Below are 22,152 nucleotides of genomic sequence, written 5' to 3'. Positions count from 1 at the left end.
ACCCGGCAGCCGGTCCTCCTTCCTTTGCAGCCAGGAATCGCCCTTTTCCGACCGGATCCATGGCCCCGCGTTCTCCGGAACAAGATGGTAAGGCTTGGGGAAAGCCCAGAAGGAAGGGAAGGAGCTGGAAAGGTCTGACCGCCGCCCTGGCGTTGGCATTCCAAGGTAGATCCGTCGGTCGCTTTCCCCGTGCGGCGTGACCAAAACGGTGCCCGCAGGCCGGGAATTGGCATGCGCATGGACCGGGCGCTCATGAGGGATGGATGGCGCGAAAGGGCTGATCCGTCGTGCAGGTCACGAGAAGCGTTGGAAAATCCGCAGTGAAGAATGCAAAACCATCATTCAGGTATTTCAATGGTTAGAGACGAACGTGACAAACGCTTTCTTGGGATTGGGACGCGACCCGGCCTTCGGCTTCGTTCACCACCTGCAAGCCCAGGTCCCGAACCATCTGCAGATCCAGATCGGGCCCACGACCGGCCGTGGTGAGATAGGGCCCCACCATCATGGCATCCGCTCCGGCAAAGAAGATCCAAGAAGCCAGATCCCGTAGGTTCCGCTCTCGCCCTGCACACACCCTGAGGGTGGCTCGAGGAAGAAGAAACCTGTAGACCGCCACGATTTTGAGGCACTCCAAGGGGGCAAGCGGGTCCATGGCCTCCAGGGAAGTCCCCGGAACCGGAACGAGAAAGTTGATGGGCACGGCATCCACGGCCAACCCGCGCAGCGTGAGAGCCAGCTCCACGCGCTGCTCGGGGCATTCGCCGATCCCGAAGATTCCGCCCGAACAGACCTGAAAGCCCATCGCCTTGGCCCTTTGGACTGTCCGCACATCGTCGTCATAATCGTGGGTGGTGCAAATCCGAGGAAAGTAACTCCGCGCCGTCTCCAGGTTGTGATGGTAACGCCTGAGCCCTGCATCCCAGAGACGCCGAAGGACGGAATCCGAGACGATCCCCAGGCTGGCACAGGGACTCACGCACCCTTCGGTGGCAATCCGGTGCACTGCCTCGCAGAGCCGCTCCAGCTCGGTCCCCTCCCCAATGCCGGTTCCGCTCGTCACAATGCCGAAGTGAGTGGCGGACAGGGCGGTCGCTTCCCGGGCTGCATCCACCATCTCCTGGACTTCCTTGAGCCCATAGACCGGCGCTTGGGTTCGGTGGTGGACCGACTGGGCACAAAAAGCACAGTCTTCCGGGCAGCGCCCACTTTTGGCGTTCATTATGCCGCACAATTCCACCCGGCATCCCTTGAAACTGCGCGCAATGCGGTTTGCTGCCGCCAGCAGATCGTACACCGCCGGTCCGTCGATCGCCATGAGGTTCAGAGCCTCTTCGGCGTTCACCTCTTGTCCGTCCAGAACCCGTCGTTCCAGGACTTCAATCCAGCCCATAAGCCCTCTCTTCGTCCGTCTCCCTTCCCCATGCCTGGGAGCTTGCCTGAAAACACCGGAAATGAGCACACTTCCCGTAGCCTGGCCCGTTCGAACTGCTCAAGCGCCCCGTCACTACCTCCCACTGATCTGTACCTCCCACCGAGCGGGGCCACGTTCCAACCCACAAATCCCTCCCCCTCGATGGAGGTTAGGAGGGGGTGATCCCGTCAGATCATCTCCATCCCCACTGCTCAACAAGGGCAAAAGATGGCCCCTTCCCACCATCCGACCCCTTTCCCTAACCCCTCCCACCAGAGGAACTTTTAGGCACCCAGCATGCCCCTAAAGCGTGTCCGAGAACGCCCAGGTCGCTCCCTTCTTCTACGAACGGAAGGTTTGGGCTGCCAGGCGGGCCCGTGCTGCCGGCCTGGGCTTTAAGCGGTAGACTCTGCCTTCGAACCCGACCCTACAAGGATCAAAAAGAGCCACAGAGAACAGTGGAATTTCCACTCGTTAGAAACCTCCCGAAAGGCTGAAAGGCCATTGTCGGACAGTCTCGTAGCATCTTCGGGGCCATTGCGTCAACCTCTCCCAAAACACGAAGTTGACGCACAAGAGAAAGCAAGAAGCGGCAAGGCGCCAAGCGACGCCCGTGCATGAACCCAGCCTCCTGTTCTCCCGCTCAAGTGGATTGGGCCTGTGACCAAATCGCCGCAAAGGCGTGATGAAACAGCAACACACCGCTGTCACCATGAGCTGAGTTCATGAATCCAGCAAGACGAGGGAGACAGATGAAAGCAGACCTGCATGTCCATTCCCGTTTTTCCACTCGGCCATCCCAATGGATCCTCCAAAAAATCGGTTGTCCCGAAAGCTTCACCGACCCGGCGGAAGTGCACCGCATCGCAAAGGCTCACGGCATGGATCTGGTCACTGTGACAGATCACAACACCATTCGGGGCGCCCTGGAGATCGCTCACCTACCCGATGTCTTCATCAGTGAGGAGATCACCACCTATTTTCCCGAAGACGGGTGCAAGGTGCATGTGCTGGCTTACGACATTTCTGAAGACCAGCACCAGGACATTCAGAAGGTGAGAGAAAACATCTATGAATTGGTTTCCTACCTGAATGAGCAAAAGATCCTCCACGCCGTGGCCCACCCCCTCTATGGCATCAACGACAAGCTCACCGTGGAGCACTTCGAAAAGATGCTCTTGCTCTTCGATATCTTCGAGCTCAACGGCGCGCGAAGCGGCTTCCAGAACCAGGTCCTGCGGGCGGTTCTTGAAAGGCTGGACCAGGACCATCTGGTCCATTTGGCGGAAACTCACAAGATCGTTCCCAAGAGCACCGACCCCGGCCAAAAGGCGGTGATCGCCGGTTCGGACGACCACAGTTCGCTGAACATCGCGCGGTCCTGGACCCAGGTGCCCCAGGCGCGGGACGTGAGGTCTTTCCTGACAGGGGTGGGCGACGGAACCGCGCAGACCGGCGGTATCCCGGCCACGCCTCTGACCATGGCCCACAATCTGTATGCCATCGCCTACCAGTACTACCGCCAGAGATTCCGCTTGGACCGTCATATTCACAAGGACGTGCTGTTCAGGTTCCTGGAAAAGGTCCTGGACGCAAATCAGGGAGAAACTTCGGCGTCCTGGTCCTCGAGAGTCTACGACCTGGCCCGAGCGGCACGTCGCCGATGGAGGAATTCCACACCGGAGGAGGACCTTTCCCCCTTAAAGGCCTTTTGGAAGACCTCCCGGCATCTGGTGACCAAAGACGCGCGCTTCGCCGCCGTGGTCCACACCTCCCGAAACCCTTCCTCTACCGAGGCGGAAAAGATATGGCATCAGTTCGTGGGCCAGGCAGCCGACTCCCTTTTGGTTCACTTGGTGGATCGAGCCGGGCGGCATCTGCGGGGCGCCAATCTGTTCGACACTTTCGGCAGCCTGGGATCCGCCGGGGCTCTCTACAGTCTGCTGGCTCCTTATTTCGTAGCCTACGCCCATTTCACCAAAGACAAAGTCCTGGCCGGGGAGCTTTCATGGCGTCATCACCTGCCCATGGAAGCTGAATCGTCCGATGGAAAAATCTCCATCGCCCACTTTTCGGACACGTTGCGGGACGTGAACGGGGTGGCGCAAACACTGCTCCAGCAGCTCCACACAGCCCGGCGCTTGGGTCACCGTCTGATGCTCTTCACAGCGGAGGAAACGGACCGAGGGGTGCCTGAAGGAGTGCTGAACTTCCGGCCTGTGGGCAGGTATCAATTGCCCGAATACCCGGAACTGTCCCTCAACATCCCGCCTTTTCTACAGATCCTGGCCACCTGTCATGAGCAGGGATTTACCCAGATCCATTCGGCCACGCCGGGTCCCATGGGTTTGGCCGCCCTGGCTGCGGCCCGTATTCTTTCCCTTCCCATCGCGGCCACCTACCACACCGCGTTTCCCCAGTACGTAAAGCACCTGACCGGCGACGAAACCCTGGAGGCGGCCACCTGGCGCTACATGATCTGGTACTACCGTCAGATGGATCGCATCTATGTGCCGTCCGTCGCCACCGCCCGGGAGCTCATCTGCCACGGCCTTCCCCGGGAAAAGATTCGGACCTATCCCCGTGGAGTGGACACGGAGCGTTTCCATCCACGAAACGCATCGGAGCGCTTTCGTCTGGAACATGGCCTGGACGGAAAGACGGCGGTTCTGTACGTGGGCCGCGTATCCAAAGAAAAAGAACTGGATCTTCTGTGCCGCGCCTACAGACGGCTTCTGGACACGCACCCGGACATGGCCTTGGTGGTGGTGGGAGACGGTCCTTACCGGGAACAAATGGAGGGATCCCTCCGGGGAACTCCGGCCGTCTTCACCGGCTATCTTTCCGGCGAGAACCTGACTGAAGCCTACGCATCCTGCGACTTTTTCGTCTTTCCCAGCACCACGGACACCTTCGGCAATGTGGTTCTGGAAGCCCAGGCTTCGGGCCTTCCTGTGGTGGTGAGCGACCAGGGCGGTCCGCAGGAAAATCTGGAGAAAGGACGAACCGGCCTCATCTTCCGCGGCGGGGATGAGGACAGTCTACTACAAGCCCTGGCGTGGATGGCGACCCATCCCATAGAGCGTCGCAGGATGAGCAGAGAAGCGCGCGCCCTCATGGAAAAGCGCTCTTTCAAAGAGGCCTTTCTGGCCACCTGGCACCTCTACGGGGAAAGCTTTGACGCAGATGAAGACGACAAGACCCTACGCGAAGCCGTGTGATGGCCAGGCGCAAGCGAGCCCTGCCATGAAGGACCAGGAGCCCTCGCTTTTCGTGCCCAACGGCGGGGCCGGCCCGTTGCACCCTTCCCGGTGGTTCAAGTCGCTGGGAAAAATCGCCGCCTTGGATCAACTGGATGAAGTCTATCGGTCCATGGCAGGCCGACGAGACTTGAAAGGATTCCTGGAAGAGGCCCTCCGGGCCCTGCAGGTTCAGGTCCGCCTTCACGGAACCACGGAGACCATTCCACGCCACGGGCCGGTGATCCTGGCTGCCAACCATCCCTTCGGGGGCCTGGAAGGGATCATCCTGGCCCGAATCCTGCTCGACATCCGCCCCGATGTGAAAATCCTGGCCAATTGGCTTTTGGCACAGATCCAGGAAGTCCGGCAACTGGTGATCGGCGTGGATCCTTTCGGACGCAAAGGCGCCATCGAACGAAACGTTCGGCCGCTTCGCCGATGTCTCAAATGGCTCGAATCCGGGGGAGCGCTGGTGCTTTTTCCCGCAGGCACCGTTTCCCACGTGCACATCCGGCGAAGGCGTATCATGGACCCCCCGTGGAATCCGACCGTGGCCCGCCTGGCTTTCCTGAGCCGATGTCCCGTGGTGCCGGTTTACATCGAAGGCCGAAACAGCCTTTTGTTTCAGCTGCTGGGGCTTGTCCACCCCCGGCTCCGCACCCTGATGCTTCCCCGGGAGCTGTTGAACAAGAGCGGCACCACGGTGTCCGTGACGGTGGGAACCCCCGTGACCTTTCGGGATCCACTCCCGGGTCAAGAGGCATGTCATGCGGCCGAGTATCTTCGAGCCCGAACCTATGCGCTGGGTTTGGGGCGAGTATCCGGTGGATCCCCTGGCACTCGAACGGGTTTTTCTCCCCACGCCACGTCGTCCCGGCCTCTGCTGCAACGTTCCCCCGTGGCGCCCTCCGTGCCGGCGGAACTGCTTGAACAGGACGTGCGGTGCTTGCCCGATACGGATTCCCTGCTCCAATCGGGTCCCTACCGCGTCTACTGCACCACCGCCCAACGGATCCCTCACGTGATGCGCGAAATCGGGCGATTGCGCGAGATCGCCTTTCGCAATGCGGGTGAAGGAACCGGCCGATCCATCGATCTGGACCGCTTCGATGCCTACTACGAACATCTCTTTGTTTGGCACCAGGTGGAACGTCACGTGGTGGGAGCCTACCGCATCGCAAGGGCCGATCAGATTCTCAGGCGGTTCGGACTTTCGGGGCTCTACACCCATACACTCTTTACATACAAGCCGGCCATTTGCCATCTCTTGCAGACAAGTCTGGAATTGGGCCGATCCTTCGTGCGCCCGGAATACCAAAAGGCTTACGCCCCTTTATGGCTCTTGTGGAAAGGGATCGGCCGGTATGTGGCCCGACGGCGGATCTACACCCACCTGATCGGGCCGGTGAGCATCAGTGATGACTACCACGTGTTATCCCGCCATCTGATCCAGTCCGTTCTGCAGGCCCACTACTTCAGCTGGGACCTGGGGCGCTGGGTTCGGGCGCGGAAACCACCGCGTTTCACCCCATCCGCGCCTTGGGACACCAGGCTCCTGTGCCGCGGCCTGGGAGACGTGGATCTTTTTTCGGAACTGGTGGCAGACCTGGAAGACCGGAAACGATCCCTGCCCGTCCTGTTGAGGCACTACCTCAAAGTGGGGGGAACGGTCCTGGGGTTCAACGTGGATCCCCGGTTTTCCAACGCCTTGGACGTTCTGGTCATGGTGGATCTCACCCAGGGAGATTACAAACTGCTGGAAAAGACCATGGGTAAAGAAAACGCACGGTCCTACCTGGCCTGGCACGCAGGGCGTTGCCGGACGGCCAAAGCTGCTTGATCAAACGGCTCCTGCACAGATCTTTTGACACCAGAATTCCCATGATCCTGCGTCCGCCTCACCTCTTCAGCGCTCCACGTCCAATGCGGATCTTTTGCCGATGAATGCGGCTCCCAGCGCCTTCAGGTTTCGCCGGAAGGCCGTTGCACCCCACGTGCGCCCGTAGACAAACGCACCGACCACGGCCGTGAAGGGCGCCACGGTCACCAGGCCGAAGCTTCCCACCAGGGTCTTCAAGATTTCCGATGCCACGTAGACATGGTTCATGAGATTGACCACCGGCACCCCCTGGGCCATGAAGGCCATCAGCAGCGTCATGTAACCGCCCGAATAGGCCAGCAGCAGGGTCGTGGTCATGGTGCCCACCACGGCCCGGCCCACATGGAGCCCGCTGGACAGCAACCGAGAGAAGGAATAGTCCGGCCGGGCCCGTGCCACCTCCTCCATAGCCGACGCCACATCCATGGCCAGGTCCATGAGGGCCCCGGAGGCCGCCACGAAAATGGCCGCCGTGAAGAGCCGCGCCAGGCTCAAATGGGCATATCCCGCGTAGAGCATGGTTTCGGAAAAGGGGAGCACCGCTCCGTTGGCGTGGAAAAGCGGCACAAAGACCACGGCCAGCACGCAGCTGGTGACCACTCCCAGCATGGCCCCCAGGAAGGCCGTCCAACCCCGCCGGCTGAATCCCGCCACCATGAAGATGATCACTGCGGTCAGGAGCGACGTGGCCGCCAAGGCCACGGGCACGGGATCCCAACCCTTTAGGAAGGCGGGGATCATGACACGCCATATCAATACGGCGGAAAAGAGGAAGGATCCCAAAGCCTTGGCCCCCGTCCAGCCGGCGAAGGCCAGAGGCAGCAGGCAAAAGAGGCCCAGAAGGCCCACTTCCCAACCGATGCGCCAATGGTCCTGAGCGGCCACAAAGACGATGCCCCCCTTGGCATTGAGAGACAAGACCACCAGAGCTCGGTCTCCGGGCCGGAAAACCTTGTCGATGTCCATTCGCCCCAGCAACTGGTTCACGGCCTGTACGCGCCTGCCTTCGAAAGGACCGTCTTCGATCATGAGCGAAAGCAGCTGGGAGCCCTTGCGAATCAGTCCCAACTGGTGGATCTGCGAATCATCCGCAGCCACGACGCGCCCAACGCATCGAACAGCCCGACCGTCCACGCGATCGCCATAGGGGGACGGAAAGAAGAAACAAGCCGCCGTGAGACAGACCAGAGCGCATAGGGCCGCCACGCGCCGCCGCCAAAGGCCCTCCATAAGACCTCCTTTCCTTGAAAAAGACGAGCGGAGACGGTTTCCGGCGTCTCCGCTGCCTTGCATGGGCCCTATTTTAAGACGGGACAGAAAGGGCTCAGGCCGCATCGGCCATGTAAACGACCTGAGGGCTCAACCCCATGACGGACATAACCTTCTTGGCCAGATCCGTGTTGTCAAAGTAGCCGTTGAAGAGTTCCGCACCCACCCCGATGGCCGATGTGGTGACGGGCACTCCCGTGTGCTTAAACGAAGTCCAGGCGAGTCCGGCGTTGTTGTTGAGCACATGGGTGATGGTCACGGTGAGCGGATCGTAGCTCCCATACAGGAGGTAGGTTCCGGGGTCGTCCGAGTGGATCCGTTCCCCGGCCATGGATCGTTCAAAGGCCTGCCGTAGCAGCGCTTCCTGGTACGGTTTGACCACCAGAGGATCCGATTGGGGATCTCCGGTGAACTTCAATCCGAAATGGGCGGTGATAACGGGCTTGATCTTTTCGAAGCTGCAGTCGGCACCGCATTTCTGTCGGAACTTTTTCAAGACCTCGGCGCTGAATTTCTTAAAGGACGTGTCCTGGTGCTTGAGCATGTTGAATTCCGTCTCATACTTGGTTCCGGCAAATCCCAGGGTGAGTCCGCCGCACTCATGATCGCCCGTCACCACGATGAGCGTTTCCCGGGGGTGTTTTTCGTAGAAACGCAGGGCCACCTGCACCGCCTCATCGAAGGCCAAGGTGTCCTGAATGGCGCTCACAGCATCGTTGGCATGGCAGGCCCAGTCGATCTTGCCACCTTCCACCATGAGGAAAAATCCCTGTGGATTGTCCAGAAGTTCCACGGCTTTTTCAGTGAATTCGCTCAGGGAGATGTCTTGGGGCCTTCGGTCGATGTGGTAAGGCAAGGCGGCGCTATCCTGAAGCCAGGGGTTGACGGCGATCACCTTGAGGCCGGGGGAACGCTTCAGGGCCATGAAGTCCTGCTTGTTGTTCACCAGGGTGTAGCCGGCCGCACGAGCCGCCTTCAGCACGTTGCCCTGGGGAGCCTTGGACTTCTTGCCCTCGGGATCCTTGAAACCGCCGCCCCCGAAGAAATCGAAACCGCTCTTGACCAAGGCCATGCCGATTTCATGATACATGCTGCGGGAGGGTACGTGCGCATAAAAGGCCGCCGGTGTGGCATGATCGATGCTCACGCTGGAAATGACGCCCACCTTCTTTCCCTGCCCTTTGGCCATTTCGGCCACCGTCTTGACCGGCCTCAGCTGGGGATCCAGCCCCACATAACCGATCTTCGTCTTAATTCCCGACGCCATTGCAGTGGCCGCCGCTGCGGAACCTGTGATGAAGCGGTCGAACGCGGCGGTGGTGGTGACCCCTTGGGCCGGGAAGGTGTCCACGGTGAGGGGCTTTCCGGTGTAGGCCGAGGCGGCCGCCCGCTGGGGAATGCCCATCCCGTCTCCAATAAAGAAGAAAATATATTTGGCCGTTTGGATGTAACCATCGGCTGCCCACGTCGCCCCTTGGGGCTGCAGAGCCAAAAGGGCCCCGAGCCCGAACAGGACCAGCACCTTGGAAAAATGACTCGCTCGCACCATGTTGACACGCATTGTGTTCCTCCTCCCTTCTCTTTCCCATGACGATTCTTTGGATCACACCGACCTTTTTAAGACCGAACCACCACGGATTGCACCGTGTGGGAAAGCGCCTCCGCACCCCGCGTGCTCAGCACGTGGTAAAGGCCCATGATGGAAGCCTGGGAAAAGACGTAGTTTCTCAATTGATTGAACCGGGATCCCTTCAGATCCGCCTCCGACATGCCGTAGTCTTTTACGGCGATTTGCTTCATCTCCTCGATCACCCACTTGGCGGCCGGTACGGTCAGCACCCAGTCGTGGTCTCCCAGATGACAGACGAAATTTTCCATGCGCCGCGGCACAGGCAAGGTCCTGCCATCCGAATCCAGCAGGCCTGTTTTCACTGGGTCCTTCCCGGTGAGGGTCGCAGCGGCCTTAAGCCAGCGCACCGGCGCTTCCTCATCCTTTGGAAAGCCCGGGTGGTTGTGGGCACAGGCCTGGGCCACGCACACCTCCACAGGAAGACCGCGGTGTAGGCTTTCCGCAATGCTGTACACATGGTGTTCGCCGGTTCCGGCCAGTTTTCGTTCAGTACGGGACTCACCGTTTGGTTGCCATTGGAAAACCCACGGTTTGTGCAGATCGTGGAGCACCTGCGAGGCGATCACCACATCCCGGTCCAGGTGGAAGCCATAGACGGTCTTGTAGTGTTCCCAGAGGCTGAGAGAGACCTTGGTGTTGAGCGCAGTGTGGGTGACGAGCCCGCCCGGGTAGGCGTGATGGCTCTGGTAGCCGCTGCCCGGGCCCGCCAGGAAAGGCCACGGGGATTTGCGGGGATCGTCCACCGGAGCAAGAAACTGGTCAAAGGCGATTTGATCCACCGCCCCTTGTGTCTGCAGTTGGGCGTAGACCTCTTTCCGATCCTTTTCCGAGCTCAGCGCCTCGGTAAAGGTGGGAGCCGGATTGTTCAGAATCTGGAAAACAGCCTGACGCAGAGAGTCGTTCCGGATCTCCGAAACAGCCTGGCGCAGGAAGTCCCAGGATTGCATGACGATTTCCGATCGTTTCGCCATCTCCAGGGGACTCAAAGCCAGGCATTCCTCCAGGGTGATCGTCCTCAGTTGCGCCGCTGAGGCCTGGGGCAGGGCGACGTGCAGCGCCGCCACTCCCCCCGCCATGAGCCCCAGTTGAAGAAACTTACGTCGTTCCAAAAGGATACCGTCGTGCATCTTTGCTCCTCCCAAATTCACAAAACCTAACGGGGAGAGACCGCCGCCCGCCTTTTGGGATCCACCACGCTCGGGGGAGCCGGCTGCAAGAACCGTAGGCCCGTCCCCGGCCACATGAACCGACGGCCTCCGTCATCGAGTCGGATATGTGTTTGCCTCTATCGTTTGACGGTGAAGAAAATGTGTCAGGAAGTTCAAAAAGAGGTGACAACGTGGGACGATTTCTAACCGTCTCTGGAGCCGGACAGCGGAGCTTCGGCCAACTCCCGATAAAGCTCCAATAGGGTTAAAAAGGTGCGGTTCCAGGAAAAGTGCGTGACCATGCGTCGATGCCGCTCCCAACGCGACGAGTCGGATTCCGGCGCCTGCAGTGCCTCGTAGGCCGCCTGGGCCAAGTCTTCCGGGTCGGGGGAGCGGGCCACGATGGGGCGCCTCTCGCCAGTCAGGATATCATCGGCGCCCCCGCCGGCCACCACCAAAACCGGCGTACCGCACGCCTGAGCCTCGGCGGCCACGTACCCAAAGGTTTCACTGGTTCCGGGATAGACACAAAGATCGGCTGCAGAATAGATGTGGGCGAGCCTTTCCCTGGAGGTACAAAAGGGCAGCAGGCTCACGTAGGGCCGACTCAGCGAAGCCTTCTCCAGTTTGGATCGCAATGGCCCGTCCCCCACGAACAAAAGATGACCGTGGACGCCTCGCCGGCGCAGAAGATCCATCATGGGGATGAGGCCATTGACGTGCTTTTCCCAGGCGAGACGGCCCACGTAAAGGATGAGCCGGGACGATCCCGAAACCCCCAGTTTCTGTCGCATGGAATCCCGCCCCCCTTGTGGTCGGAAGGTCTCAGGATCCATTCCCAGGGGAATGATGCGAGTACCCCGAACACCGAGCTTTCCCAAGATGGTGCACCCCTTGGCCGTGGCGGCTGCCGTGGCGTCCATCCGCGTGTAAAGACGTCTCAAATAGCCGTGCACATAGACCGAGGCCAGACGGGCCGACGTGGGGCCGAAATACTTGCGCACAGTACGCCCCAAGGCCCTGGGAAAATCGGAATGGTAGTAACCCACGGTGGGGATCTTGGCCTTGCGGGCGTATTCCAGCGCCACCCAAGCCGAATAGTAGGGGTCGCCGATCTCCACGATGTGGGGGGTTTCCGATTCAAGAATGCGAAGGATTTTCCAGCGGGAAAGTAACAGTCGGTAGCCTACGGCGCCCACCAAAGGCACCGAACGGATGGAGTAAAAGCGCGAACGGCCGTACGCCTGCACGCCATCCCGGGCTCCGGGAACAATCACGCAATGTTCCACGTCCTGCCGATCCGCAAAAAACCTGGCCTTGTCGGTCACATATCTCTTGATGCCGCCGCTCAGCGGGCTGTGGAACTGAATCACATCGCAGATTTTGATGGGTACCATGAGCTTCCTTTGCGCAGGACATGGAATCCGGAGCTGGCACAATGCGTCATCCACGATGGCGGTTGAATCTGACAGTTCCGTTACGAAACGCTGAAATCACGGTTTCGCGATCTCCCACTTTCTTTTTCCCATCCGGCCACGGAGTCCCCGAGATGTCTCAAAAACGACACGAAAAGGAAACAATTGGAGTCCACGGTGTGTCCAATTCTCACTGAAAAGCGGAAGGATACATCATGTATCGGGCATGAATCCCTGTTCAGGAGTCGCACTATGATGGGCCGATCATTTAGAGAGAGCGGAAAGCTACAGATGGGACCACCGGGAATGATCCTTGTGGTGATCGACGCCATGCGGCCCGACGCCCTATCGGACCGGACTACTCCCAACCTCTGCCGTTTAATGGACCATGGGGCCTGGACACTGAAGGCTCAGACCGTCTTTCCCAGCTTGACCCTTCCCGTGCACTTCAGCATCTTTACTTCGGTGCCTCCTTCGCGTCACGGCGTACTCAACAATTGTGATCGCCCCCAACCCGCCGGGGACACAGTGAGCCTCCTGGATGTGCTGGCCCGGCACGGCAAGTATTCCTCTGCTTTTTACAACTGGGAAAACCTGAGGGCCTTGGGAAAGCCGGGCTCGTTGCGCTACTGCCTTTTCTCCTCACCGGAAGGCGACCCTGACAGCGACTATCGAATGGCGGCCTCCGCCGCATCCTTCATCCGGCGCCGGCATCCCGACTTTTGTTTCCTTTACCTGGGAACGGTGGACCTGGTCGCCCACAGCCACGGTTTTATGTCTCCGGCTTACATGAAGCAACTTGAGAAGGCGGATGCGGCAGTGGGCTATCTGGTGCGCACTCTTAGCGAATCAGGCTTGGACCAACGGTACAATCTCCTGGTCCAAAGCGATCACGGCGGCAGAGGCCACGATCATGAGGCATCCCATCCTGAGGTGCTGACCATCCCGTGGATCTGCCGAGGCCCATCCATCCGTGAGGATTGTCCTATTGAAGGCCCCGTCTCGGTCCTGGATACGGCTCCGACCATCTGCCGGCTCATGGAATTGGCCCAGGAAGATCCACCGTGGGAAGGACGCCCGCTCCAACAGATCTTTGAAAAACACAAAACCAAAACGGCATGGACCATGGAACGGGCCATGTAAGAGTTCAACCTATTCAGCCCTTCATCGTGCACGCAATTGTCGCAGACCTGTCGCAAAACCGTCACCTGCAAGCGCGACTCTTCCGTTGAGATGATCATCGGCCGTTCGGAGCTTTGCGGGGGATTTCCATGCGAGAATGCCTGATATTGACGGGTTTCTGCCTCCTACTCGCCGCCATGATCGGCGCCCAAATCAAGCTTTTTCCCAATCGCCATCCCAAGACGGATCTTCTGATCGATCTGCTCAACCTACTGGGAGGGGGTCGTTGAATGGCAGCCATTTTGATTCATTGAGAATTAAGCGAGCCCTTTAGCTCCTTCCCGGTGGACCGAGTTGAGGGATTTGGAGGAAATCGGACCGCATGAACGATCAATCGATCTATGTGCTGGACACCAATGTTTTGCTTCACGATCCCAATGCCCTTTTTTCCTTTCCCAACGCCAGGCTCATCATCCCCTTGGCGGTCATTGAAGAGATCGACGATCAGAAGAAACGCCAGAACGAGGTAGGGCGGAACGCCCGGCTGGTATCCCGCTGGCTGGACGAGCTCCGGTCCCAGGGTCCCCTTTCCCGGGGAGTGTCCCTGGCCAACGGCGGTTCTCTGCGCATTGAGCTCAACCATATGGACAACTCCTTTTTGCCCCCCGCTCTGGCTCCACATAAGTATGACAACCGGATTCTCGCCCTGACCCAATCGCTCACCGGACAAGAATCTTCCCGGGTCGTTCTGGTCACCAAAGATCTGAACCTGAGGATTAAGGCCGATGTTTTGGGGATCGCCACCCGGGACTATGACAGTGATCGGGTGAACTACAGCGAACTGTACGACGGTTACCGCACCCTGTCGGTATCGGGATCGGAAATCGATCGTCTTTTCCGGGAGCACCAACTGCCCATCCCGGCCGGCGTGCACTTGTTTCCCAACGAATTCGCCGTGCTCACAAACCGGATCACCCCCTCCCAGTCGGCTCTGGCGCGCCATCGCGACGGCACTCTCACGCCGCTGCGGTTTGCTGGAGCCACCGTTTGGGGTATTTCCGCCCGCAACAAGGAACAAAGATTGGCCATGGAACTGGTTCTGGACGACACGATTCGGGTGGTGACCTTGGTGGGTCAGGCCGGCACGGGCAAGACTTTGCTGGCTCTGGCGGCCGGGTTGGAAAAAGTGGTGGAACAGCACGCCTTTCACCGGTTGCTCATCACCCGGCCCGTGGTACCCGTCGGTGATGACTTGGGCTACCTGCCGGGAAGCCGCGAAGAAAAACTCCGGCCCTGGATGCAACCCATCCACGACAATTTGGAATTGCTTTTCCAGGATGCCGACGACCCTTCGGAACCCATCGATCATCTGCATCAGCGGGGTGTGCTCCAGATGGAGACCTTCACCTACATCCGGGGCCGGAGCATACCCAACCAGTTCATCCTTTGCGATGAAGCCCAGAACTTGACCCCGAGCATGGTAAAGACCCTCATCACGCGGGTGGGAAAGGGAACCAAGATCGTCTTCACGGGGGATCCGGATCAGATCGACCATCCCTATCTGGACGCGGGCAGCAACGGGCTTACTTACCTGGTGGAGCGACTGAAATCGGAGTCCCTGGCGGGCCATGTCACTTTGAGAAAGGGTGAGCGGTCCCGCGTGGCGGAAATGGGTGCTGCGGTGCTCTGATGCGCCCTTGAATCCCAGAAACCAATCCGAGGCCGGCGGACAAACATTGTATGGAAGGTGGAACCCAACGTCTACAGGAGGAACCTACGGCACACCCAAGCGCCCTGATCCGAGGATGCCGGCTGGGTGCCTGGACCCAGGTGGGCGCGCGTTGCCGCTTGGAGAATACGATCCTGGACGATTACAGTTACGTGATGGAAGATTGCCAAATCGATTACGCGCGGATTGGAAAGTTCTGCTCCATCGCCGCCGCCTGTCGTATCAATCCGGGCAATCATCCGTTGCCACGGGCGGCCTTGCATCACTTTACCTATCGAAGCGCCCAATTCGGTTTGGGGTCCGATGACGACGATTTCTTCCGGTGGCGCTCCGCCCATTTCGTGCAACTGGGCCATGACGTATGGCTGGGCCACGGTGCCGTGATTCTTCCGGCAGTGCACATTGGAACCGGCGCCGTTGTGGGGGCCGGGGCCGTGGTCACCCGGGACGTGGCGCCTTTTACCATCGTTGCCGGAGTTCCTGCCACGCTGCTGCGGGAACGCTTTCCAACCAGCGTCCAGCAAGGACTTTTGCGTATCGCCTGGTGGGATTGGAGCCCCCACAAGCTCCGCCAAGCCCTGCCGGATTTCCAAAGGCTGGACGCCGAGTCCTTTGTTCGCAAATACGACCCCGAACGATGAGGATTAGAGAAAGGATTTTTTCATGAAGAAAGTACTTTACATCTGCCGTCACAACAGCGGGCGAAGCGTGATGGCCCAAGCGTTCACCAACGCCCTGGGCCGCGGTCGAGTGGAAGCGGAGAGCGCGGGGCTGGAGCCCCGGCCCGTCCTTGCCAACGTGGTTCAAGTAATGCGTGAGGAAGGTTTGGATGTGAGCGGACACCGGCCCCAAAGCGTTTTCGACCTGTACCGGGAGGGGCGGCGCTACGATGTGGTCATCACGGTGTGTGACGATGCCCATGAGGCGGAGTGCCCGATCTTTCCCGGGATCGCCCTCCGTGACCACTGGCCCTTTCCCGATCCCTCCCGTGCCTCCGGATCTCCCGACGAACAATTGGCCTACGTCCGCACCATCCGAGATGCCATCAAACATAAGGTCCTCAACTGGCTGGAATCGGACCCCCTCAGCCGTTGATGCATTCCGGGTGGCGCCAGGTCACATCCACCATGCGATCCAACGCGGCACCTTCTGGAAACCTCCTTTGTCCCCCCTGTCCCGAAAGGCGACCGCGTTTTTCCAATTCCCGTTGGCAGTCGATGCACAGCCGCGCCATGGGTTGCACTTCCAGGCGGGATTCCCCAATCGGGTCGCCGCAATCCTCGCAGTAACCGTATATGTCTTTTTCCAAGCGATCCAAGGCCATGTGTACCTCCCGCCGCAGTTGTCGATACCGGCTTGCAAGATGCCAGAGCCTCTCGCGTTGATGTTCCGCTTCCGCCTCGTCCGCCGGATCCATGGGCCCAGGCTGTCCTTCACAAGAGGCGAGCGTTTCCTGCACTGCCGCCAGCGACCGAGCGAGAGCCGTCTCCAGGGTCAAGAGCCTTGTCCGAAAGCGCTTCCGTGTGAAAGGATCCATCCGTTACTCCTTCGTCTTCGCTGTTTGCCGATGTTGCGAAAGCACCCACATCCACCGTTCTCTCAGCCACCCGGCATCGCAGTTCGGGGTCATGGTACACTCCCAAAAGGGCGGTGCCGCGCTCACGAGCCCGGCCGATCATTTCCACGACGATCTCGCGGTTGGCCGGATCCAGGGAAGCCGTGGGTTCATCCAGAAGAAGAACGGGGTACTCCCCGACCAATACCCGCGCGATGTTGACCCGCTGCTGTTCCCCTCCGGAAAAGGTGGTGGGCGACAGGTCCCACAACCGTTTCGGAATCTGGAGACGGATTAACACGGCCTCCGCCCGCTCCCGGGCCCGGCCCGGATCCACTCCCCGCTCCAGAAGCGGCTCCATCACAATCTGGCGCGTGGGCACTCTGGGAATCACCCGCAGAAATTGGCTGACATAGCCCAACGTCCAGCGCCGCAGCCAAAGAACACACGCCGCAGAGGCCGTGGTCACATCCACCACGACCCCACGATTTCGAACCAGAATACGGCCCCGGTCCACGGCGTAGTTTCCATAGATCATCCGCAAGATGGAGCTCTTGCCGATCCCCGAAGGGCCGGTGAGCGCCACGCTTTCTCCTTGGCGCACTGCAAGGGACAAATTGCGCAACACGCAAAGCCTGGCGCCGCCCTGGGTATGCAGGGTGAAAGATTTGGACACCGATTCCAGCCGCAGCATCCAACCGTTATCATTCATCTTTTGGTTCCTTTTTTGCCTGAGCCCCACTTGTTTTGACTTTTGCCACCCGCCTTGGACGCGCTGGGCCGGGGTTCAGGCCACCAGGCGCGAAGAGACCAGCAGTTGGGTGTAAGGATGTTGGGGATCGTCCAGGACACGGTCCATGAGGCCTTCTTCCACCACTTGTCCTCCCATCATGACCAAGAGCCGGTGGGCCAGCACGCGGGCCACCGCCAGATCGTGGGTCACCATGACCACGGAAAGGTTCATTTCGCGCACCAAACGCCGCAACAGGTCCAGAAGCCGGGCCTGTACCGAAACATCCAAACCCGTGGTGGGCTCGTCCAGGAAGAGAAGGCGGGGTTCCGTGACCAGGTTTTTGGCAATCTGCAGACGCTGCAGCATTCCTCCCGAGTAGGTGCAAGGGAGATCGTCCAGACGGGCCGGGTCCAGTTCCACCCGTTCCATCCATCGGCGGGCGGATTCTCGAAGACGTCCGTAATGGCGCATGCCTTCGGCCATGAGCCGTTCGCCGATGTTTCCCCCCGCGCTGACCCGCATGCGAACGCCTTCCTCCGCCCGCTGGAAGACCACACCGATTTGGGTCCGCAGGAGCCTTCGGCGAACGGACTCCTCCAGGGCGTACAGATCCAGGACCTCCCCCTCCCGCCGGATCTGTACCCGCCCTTGAGACGGTTCCTGCCAGCCGGAAAGGCACCTCAACAGAGTGCTCTTACCCGAACCCGATTCCCCCACGATTCCCAACACCTCGCCGGGCCAAAGATCCAGGCTCACACCGGCGCAACCGACCCGTTGGCCGTAAAAGTGGCTCAGGCGCACCGCACGCAGCACAGGCTCCTTCGCTGCCCATTCCGCTTGGTTGGAACTTTCGGACGAAAACGCCATGGAATCCCCCTCAAGACCGGCTCTTTTGGTTCATGATGCAAGGTTCATGAATTCCCGGACAAATCCCGTGCCGCTTTCGCTCTTCTTTGCGCGCACGCGTCACTATCGGAACAGACGAACCGGCGTCCGCCCACATCGTCCGTCACGATTTCATCCAGGTAGTGCTCGGTGGCTCCACACAAAGCACAACACCGCGACCACCTTTCGATCTCAAACGGCACATCCTCGAAATCCAGAGGCTTCACGTCGGTATAGGGCGGAACCGCGTAGATCCTCTTTTCCCTCCCGGCCCCGAAAAGTTGCAGGGCCGGCATCCGATGCATCTTGGGGGTGTCGAACTTGGGAATGGGCGAAGGGCTCATGACGTAGCGGCCGTTGACCACAACCGGATAGTCGAATGTGGTGGCGATGCGACCTGTGCGGGCCACGTCCTCGTAGAGCTTCACGTACATGATCCCGTAATCCGCCCAGGCATGTACCTTGCCGCATTCCTCCTCCCGGGGTTCGATGAACCGAAGCGGCTCGGGAATGGGCACCTGATAGACCAGAATCTGGTCTTCCCGCAAAGGCTGTTCAGGAATCCGGTGCCGCGTCTGAATGACGGTGGCCTCGCCGGTCCGGGTGGTGGTGGCCACACCCGCCGTCTTGCGAAAGAAACTCCGGATGCTCACCGCATTGGTGGTATCGTCCGCTCCCTGGTCGATCACCTTGAGCACGTCGTCCGGCCCGATAATGGATGCGGTGATCTGGATGCCACCTGTGCCCCATCCGTAGGGAAGGGGCATCTCGCGGCTTGCAAAGGGGATCTGGTGTCCGGGAATGGCCACCGCCTTGAGGAGGGTTCGGCGGATCATGCGCTTGGTCACTTCGTCCAGAAAGGCGAAGTTGTACCCCGGAAGCCCTTTCAACGCCCCCCCACGGGCGTATCCGCCTTCCGTGGATCGATTGGGCACAGTCAAACCGGGTGTTCTGCTCATGTCATCCCTCCCCAGCGGATCCGACGGAAGATGGACCCTGGTCGTCCGCGCCTTGAGATTTCTTCACGTCGCGTCGGCGCACGTGCACAAGTTCCGCCTGAAAATCCACGTAGTGCGGCAGTTTCAGGTGCTGAACGAATCCGGACGATTCCACATTGTCGCAATGGCGCAACACATATTCCTCGTCCTGAGCCGGATAACGCACCTCTTCGCCCAACTCCCGGGACCGCAGGGCCCGATCCACCAGAGCCATGGCCATGGCCTTTCGCTCATTGGCACCGAAGACCAATCCATAGCCCTGCACGAAACCGAACGGGCAGCCCCCCGTCTCCTCCGCACGGCTCAACATGGTGCATTCGGTCACCAGGATCGACCCGATCCGCACTTTCACGTCTTCTCCGGGCAGCTCCACTTCCACCGGCACGTATCCCATGCGAATCTCCCCCACAAAGGGATGCCCCTGGAATCCGAACCCCCGCTGGGCCGAATAGGCCAATCCCAACAGAAACCCCTCATCGCCCCGCGCCAAGGCTTGCAAACGGGCGCTGCGGGATGCGGGAAACTCCAAGGGCTCTTCGGTGATGTCTGGAACCGGTGGGTCCTGGTCCGGCTCCTCCTGCGGAGTCTCCACCAGGTCGTCGGAACCCACGATTTCCGTCAGCCGGGGTATTCGCGATGGAAGCGCGATCATCTTGTCCACCAGGTAGACCACGTTGGCGGCAAAGGCTTCCGGCTCCATCAATGAAAAGTCCAGTAAGCGATGGGAATAGTCGTAGGTGGGGCCCAGGACTTGGCCGCCGGGCAGGTCTTTGTAGGCGGCCGATATGCGCCGAAGAACACGCATGCTTCCCGTATCCACAACCGGAGACGGGCTGAACCGGGGAAGCGTGGTCCGGTAGGCCCGCAATAGAAAGGCCGCCTCCACCAGATCTCCCTGGGCCTGCTTCACGGCCAGGGCCGCCAAATTCCGATCGTACAGGGACCCCTCCGCCATGACCCGGTCCACGGCCAGGCCGAGCTGTTCCCGAATCTGCTCCACGCTCATTTCCGGCAACTGGGGGTTCCCCCGACGCTTCTCCGCCAGGAACCGATGGGCGTTGGCAATCGCCTTTTCACCACCTTTGGCCGCAACGTACATGATCACTCTCCCATTCGAGTGGTCCGCGGGATCGCCGCAAGGGATGCCCCGCACGTGAGGATCAGATCCACTCCCAGTGGGTATTCTTTTTCAAGGCTGCGCCGCCACGCCCAAAAGGATTCCGGGACTCCGGTCACCTTCAGAAAGGATTCGTCGCAGATCCCCGGCCCCGAAAGGGCAAAGCCCTCGCCCACGCTCAGCGTCGCCGCCTGAATCACTATGGTTGCACCGAGCTCAGGCCGTCTTTCGGTGCCCAGGCGGAAATCATAGGGAGGCTCGAGCTCCGTGGGTCGCGTAAGCAGGACCAGATCCGCTTTTCCCGGCCGTTCCGCCACGGGGCTTCCACAGAGACCGTGAATGCTTTCCCGCGCGGCTGACCTTTCCGGCAGATCCGTCCACAGGCTGACGGCATCGTCGGCCAGTGTCAGCAACACGCTCCAGGAAGCCTCGCACAAACCGTCGGGAACCTGCGGAAGAGGGGTAACCTTTAGGATTCGTCCCGGATAGGACATCACGGTCAAAAGGACCCGAAAAACCCTCTGACTGTCCAGTACAGGATCCCCAAAACCCATCGGTGGTCCGAACGCCACCGCCTGATGAAACACCATGATCTATTCTCCTCGAACCAGGGTGGAAAAGTTGACTTGGGTAGCCGCCACCCTGGCGGCTTCCCGGCGCCGGGCTTCCCTCAGGCGGCGCTCCAGCGGTCTTACGACCGATTCCAGGAGATGGGATCTCCGACGTTTGTCCTGCAGGGCGGCATCCAGAACGGCGGCGATCTCCGCGTGGCGCGGCCGGCAGCCCAGGACCATGGCCGTCCCCACGGCACTTCCGGGAATCAGAACCTTACAGCGGGTGACGGTGATCTCACCCACATGGAATCGCCGTCCTTTGCCGCCGATTCTTGCCTGAACTTTGATCAGACCGCTTTCCGGACCCTGAACCACTTGATAGTCCGGCTTTTCCCCGTATCGATCCCACAGTGTCTCCAGGTCGGAAGGCTCCGATTCGGCCAGGACGTTCATCCACCAACGACGTTCTTCATGGAATGGGGCTGATCGGTCCATTCGTTCTCCTCCCGGCAGCGTCCAAGGGCGCCCTCAACCCGCCCAATGAGGTCCTCCAGATTGCGGGCGGATTCTTCCAGGTGCTGCCAATAGCGACTTCGCAACTCCATGATGAACAGCCCGCCATAGCCGGGGAGCAGTTCCCGCAGCACGGCTTCCAGCGGAACGCTCCCCCAGCCCACCGGCATGTGACTGTCCCCCCGCCCGAAGGGAATCTGATGGGTCTGCTGCTTTTCGTGGTGGCCCACCACACCACCGAAGTTGTCGTGAACATGCACGTGGGCGATCAGGTCGCGCACCGAGCGGACCCCCTTCAAAAGGTCCGTACCATAGTAGTGCGCCGCCATGTGCGCATGCCCCACATCCAAAGTCACGCGAACGTTGGAAAGACCCAACGACCGAACCTGAACACCCAGGGACTCCAGGTCTTCGGCATAGCAATAGGGGCTGTGATGACGGTAAGGACGGACGTTCTCCACGCACAGAACCTGGTCGGGAAATTCCAAGGCCACGTCCAGGAGCCATTCCCTTTCCTGTTCCAGCATGCGGCAGCACGCCGCCCGGGACGGACGTTCATAACCGACGGCGAAGGCTTCTTCGGGGATGTATCGGCCCGCGTGCACCACCACACAGGAGGCCTCCAGACGGGCGGCCAACTCCAGAGTGGCCCTCAAAACATCCGCATGGAGCATGGAATCCGCGGGATCCATGAGATTGATGGGGTTGGGCGCATGGAGGCTCAACGCGACCCCCGCAGCCGGATCCATACCACTGTCATGGAGAATGCGGGCCGCTTCCTCGGCTCTTTTCACATCCAGCCGGCCGGCCCGAATGGCGTCCAGCCCGTGCGGAGGCACCTCCACCGCTTGCATGCCCGCCTGGCGAAGCCGCTTGAGGTCGTCGGCGAATCGGCTCAGATTCCCATCCACACGAACCTCGTCGATTTTGGAACCAATGATCACGACAT

Annotated in this window: 20 protein-coding genes; 7 read left to right on the top strand and 13 right to left on the bottom strand. The window is 60.1% G+C overall.

What is annotated here, in order from left to right:
* Positions 1-358 precede the first annotated feature (358 nt).
* The gene (gene bioB / locus B9A12_RS08960) at positions 359-1,393 is read right to left on the bottom strand and encodes a biotin synthase BioB (RefSeq protein ID WP_084057544.1); all 1,035 of its coding nucleotides are present in this window, start codon (positions 1,391-1,393) and stop codon (positions 359-361) included.
* A gap of 773 nt (positions 1,394-2,166) precedes the next feature.
* On the opposite strand from bioB, the gene B9A12_RS08955 reads away from it, so the two are divergent.
* Entirely contained in the window at positions 2,167-4,635 is a 2,469-nt protein-coding gene (locus B9A12_RS08955; protein WP_084057543.1) for a glycosyltransferase, read from the top strand.
* Complete coding sequence (locus B9A12_RS08950) at positions 4,601-6,496, top strand: bifunctional lysophospholipid acyltransferase family protein/GNAT family N-acetyltransferase (RefSeq protein ID WP_139796561.1); 1,896 nt, start codon at positions 4,601-4,603, stop codon at positions 6,494-6,496. Before B9A12_RS08955 ends, B9A12_RS08950 begins: the two co-directional genes overlap by 35 nt.
* A 66-nt stretch (positions 6,497-6,562) precedes the next feature.
* Here the strand turns inward: B9A12_RS08950 and B9A12_RS08945 are convergent, their stop codons facing one another.
* The 4 genes from B9A12_RS08945 to B9A12_RS08930 form a co-directional block, all read right to left on the bottom strand.
* Positions 6,563-7,765, bottom strand: a complete 1,203-nt coding sequence (locus B9A12_RS08945; protein WP_084057541.1) for a YibE/F family protein — start codon at positions 7,763-7,765, stop codon at positions 6,563-6,565.
* A gap of 94 nt (positions 7,766-7,859) precedes the next feature.
* Positions 7,860-9,365 (bottom strand): alkaline phosphatase, encoded by a 1,506-nt coding sequence (locus tag B9A12_RS08940; protein WP_084057540.1) that lies wholly within the window; start codon positions 9,363-9,365, stop codon positions 7,860-7,862.
* Positions 9,366-9,421: 56 nt separating this feature from the next.
* Entirely contained in the window at positions 9,422-10,561 is a 1,140-nt protein-coding gene (locus B9A12_RS08935; protein WP_084057539.1) for a metal-dependent phosphohydrolase, read from the bottom strand.
* Between the two features lie 224 nt (positions 10,562-10,785).
* On the bottom strand, positions 10,786-11,979 hold the full coding sequence (locus B9A12_RS08930) for a glycosyltransferase (RefSeq protein WP_084057538.1): 1,194 nt from the start codon (positions 11,977-11,979) through the stop codon (positions 10,786-10,788).
* A 309-nt stretch (positions 11,980-12,288) separates the two neighbouring features.
* Here B9A12_RS08930 and B9A12_RS08925 point away from each other — a divergent pair, with 309 nt between their 5' ends.
* The 5 genes from B9A12_RS08925 to B9A12_RS08910 all read left to right on the top strand — a co-directional run bounded on the left by B9A12_RS08925 (position 12,289) and on the right by B9A12_RS08910 (position 15,943).
* The gene (locus B9A12_RS08925) at positions 12,289-13,140 is read left to right on the top strand and encodes an alkaline phosphatase family protein (RefSeq protein ID WP_170920488.1); all 852 of its coding nucleotides are present in this window, start codon (positions 12,289-12,291) and stop codon (positions 13,138-13,140) included.
* A 128-nt stretch (positions 13,141-13,268) separates the two neighbouring features.
* Positions 13,269-13,409, top strand: a complete 141-nt coding sequence (locus B9A12_RS16960) for a hypothetical protein (protein WP_170920487.1) — start codon at positions 13,269-13,271, stop codon at positions 13,407-13,409.
* Positions 13,410-13,501: 92 nt separating this feature from the next.
* Entirely contained in the window at positions 13,502-14,809 is a 1,308-nt protein-coding gene (locus tag B9A12_RS08920) for a PhoH family protein (protein ID WP_084057536.1), read from the top strand.
* A 50-nt stretch (positions 14,810-14,859) separates the two neighbouring features.
* Positions 14,860-15,489, top strand: a complete 630-nt coding sequence (locus B9A12_RS08915; protein WP_084057535.1) for an LbetaH domain-containing protein — start codon at positions 14,860-14,862, stop codon at positions 15,487-15,489.
* A gap of 22 nt (positions 15,490-15,511) precedes the next feature.
* Positions 15,512-15,943, top strand: coding sequence for an arsenate reductase ArsC (locus tag B9A12_RS08910; RefSeq protein ID WP_084057534.1), 432 nt, complete (start codon positions 15,512-15,514; stop codon positions 15,941-15,943).
* On the opposite strand, the gene B9A12_RS08905 is transcribed toward B9A12_RS08910, so the two are convergent.
* The 8 genes from B9A12_RS08905 to B9A12_RS08870 all read right to left on the bottom strand — a co-directional run bounded on the left by B9A12_RS08905 (position 15,933) and on the right by B9A12_RS08870 (position 22,147).
* The gene (locus tag B9A12_RS08905; RefSeq protein ID WP_170920485.1) at positions 15,933-16,265 is read right to left on the bottom strand and encodes a TraR/DksA family transcriptional regulator; all 333 of its coding nucleotides are present in this window, start codon (positions 16,263-16,265) and stop codon (positions 15,933-15,935) included. The genes B9A12_RS08910 and B9A12_RS08905 overlap by 11 nt on opposite strands.
* Before the next feature lie 16 nt (positions 16,266-16,281).
* Entirely contained in the window at positions 16,282-17,115 is an 834-nt protein-coding gene (phnL, locus tag B9A12_RS08900) for a phosphonate C-P lyase system protein PhnL (RefSeq protein ID WP_212636879.1), read from the bottom strand.
* A gap of 75 nt (positions 17,116-17,190) precedes the next feature.
* Positions 17,191-18,003 (bottom strand): phosphonate C-P lyase system protein PhnK, encoded by an 813-nt coding sequence (gene phnK, locus B9A12_RS08895; RefSeq protein ID WP_084057532.1) that lies wholly within the window; start codon positions 18,001-18,003, stop codon positions 17,191-17,193.
* Between the two features lie 44 nt (positions 18,004-18,047).
* Complete coding sequence (locus tag B9A12_RS08890; RefSeq protein ID WP_084057531.1) at positions 18,048-18,980, bottom strand: alpha-D-ribose 1-methylphosphonate 5-phosphate C-P-lyase PhnJ; 933 nt, start codon at positions 18,978-18,980, stop codon at positions 18,048-18,050.
* A gap of 1 nt (position 18,981) precedes the next feature.
* Positions 18,982-20,118 carry a carbon-phosphorus lyase complex subunit gene (locus tag B9A12_RS08885; protein WP_084057530.1) on the bottom strand — a complete coding sequence of 379 codons (1,137 nt, stop codon included), beginning with the start codon at positions 20,116-20,118 and terminating at the stop codon, positions 18,982-18,984.
* Between the two features lie 2 nt (positions 20,119-20,120).
* Positions 20,121-20,726, bottom strand: a complete 606-nt coding sequence (phnH, locus tag B9A12_RS08880; protein WP_084057529.1) for a phosphonate C-P lyase system protein PhnH — start codon at positions 20,724-20,726, stop codon at positions 20,121-20,123.
* A gap of 3 nt (positions 20,727-20,729) precedes the next feature.
* Positions 20,730-21,185, bottom strand: a complete 456-nt coding sequence (gene phnG, locus B9A12_RS08875) for a phosphonate C-P lyase system protein PhnG (RefSeq protein ID WP_084057592.1) — start codon at positions 21,183-21,185, stop codon at positions 20,730-20,732.
* Positions 21,140-22,147, bottom strand: a complete 1,008-nt coding sequence (locus tag B9A12_RS08870) for a sugar phosphate isomerase/epimerase family protein (RefSeq protein ID WP_139796560.1) — start codon at positions 22,145-22,147, stop codon at positions 21,140-21,142. The genes phnG and B9A12_RS08870 overlap by 46 nt, the downstream gene beginning before the upstream one ends.
* Positions 22,148-22,152: the final 5 nt, after the last annotated feature.

The organism is Desulfacinum hydrothermale DSM 13146 (assembly GCF_900176285.1).
Lineage (GTDB): Bacteria > Desulfobacterota > Syntrophobacteria > Syntrophobacterales > DSM-9756 > Desulfacinum > Desulfacinum hydrothermale.
This window is presented reverse-complemented; position numbering and strand designations above follow the sequence as displayed.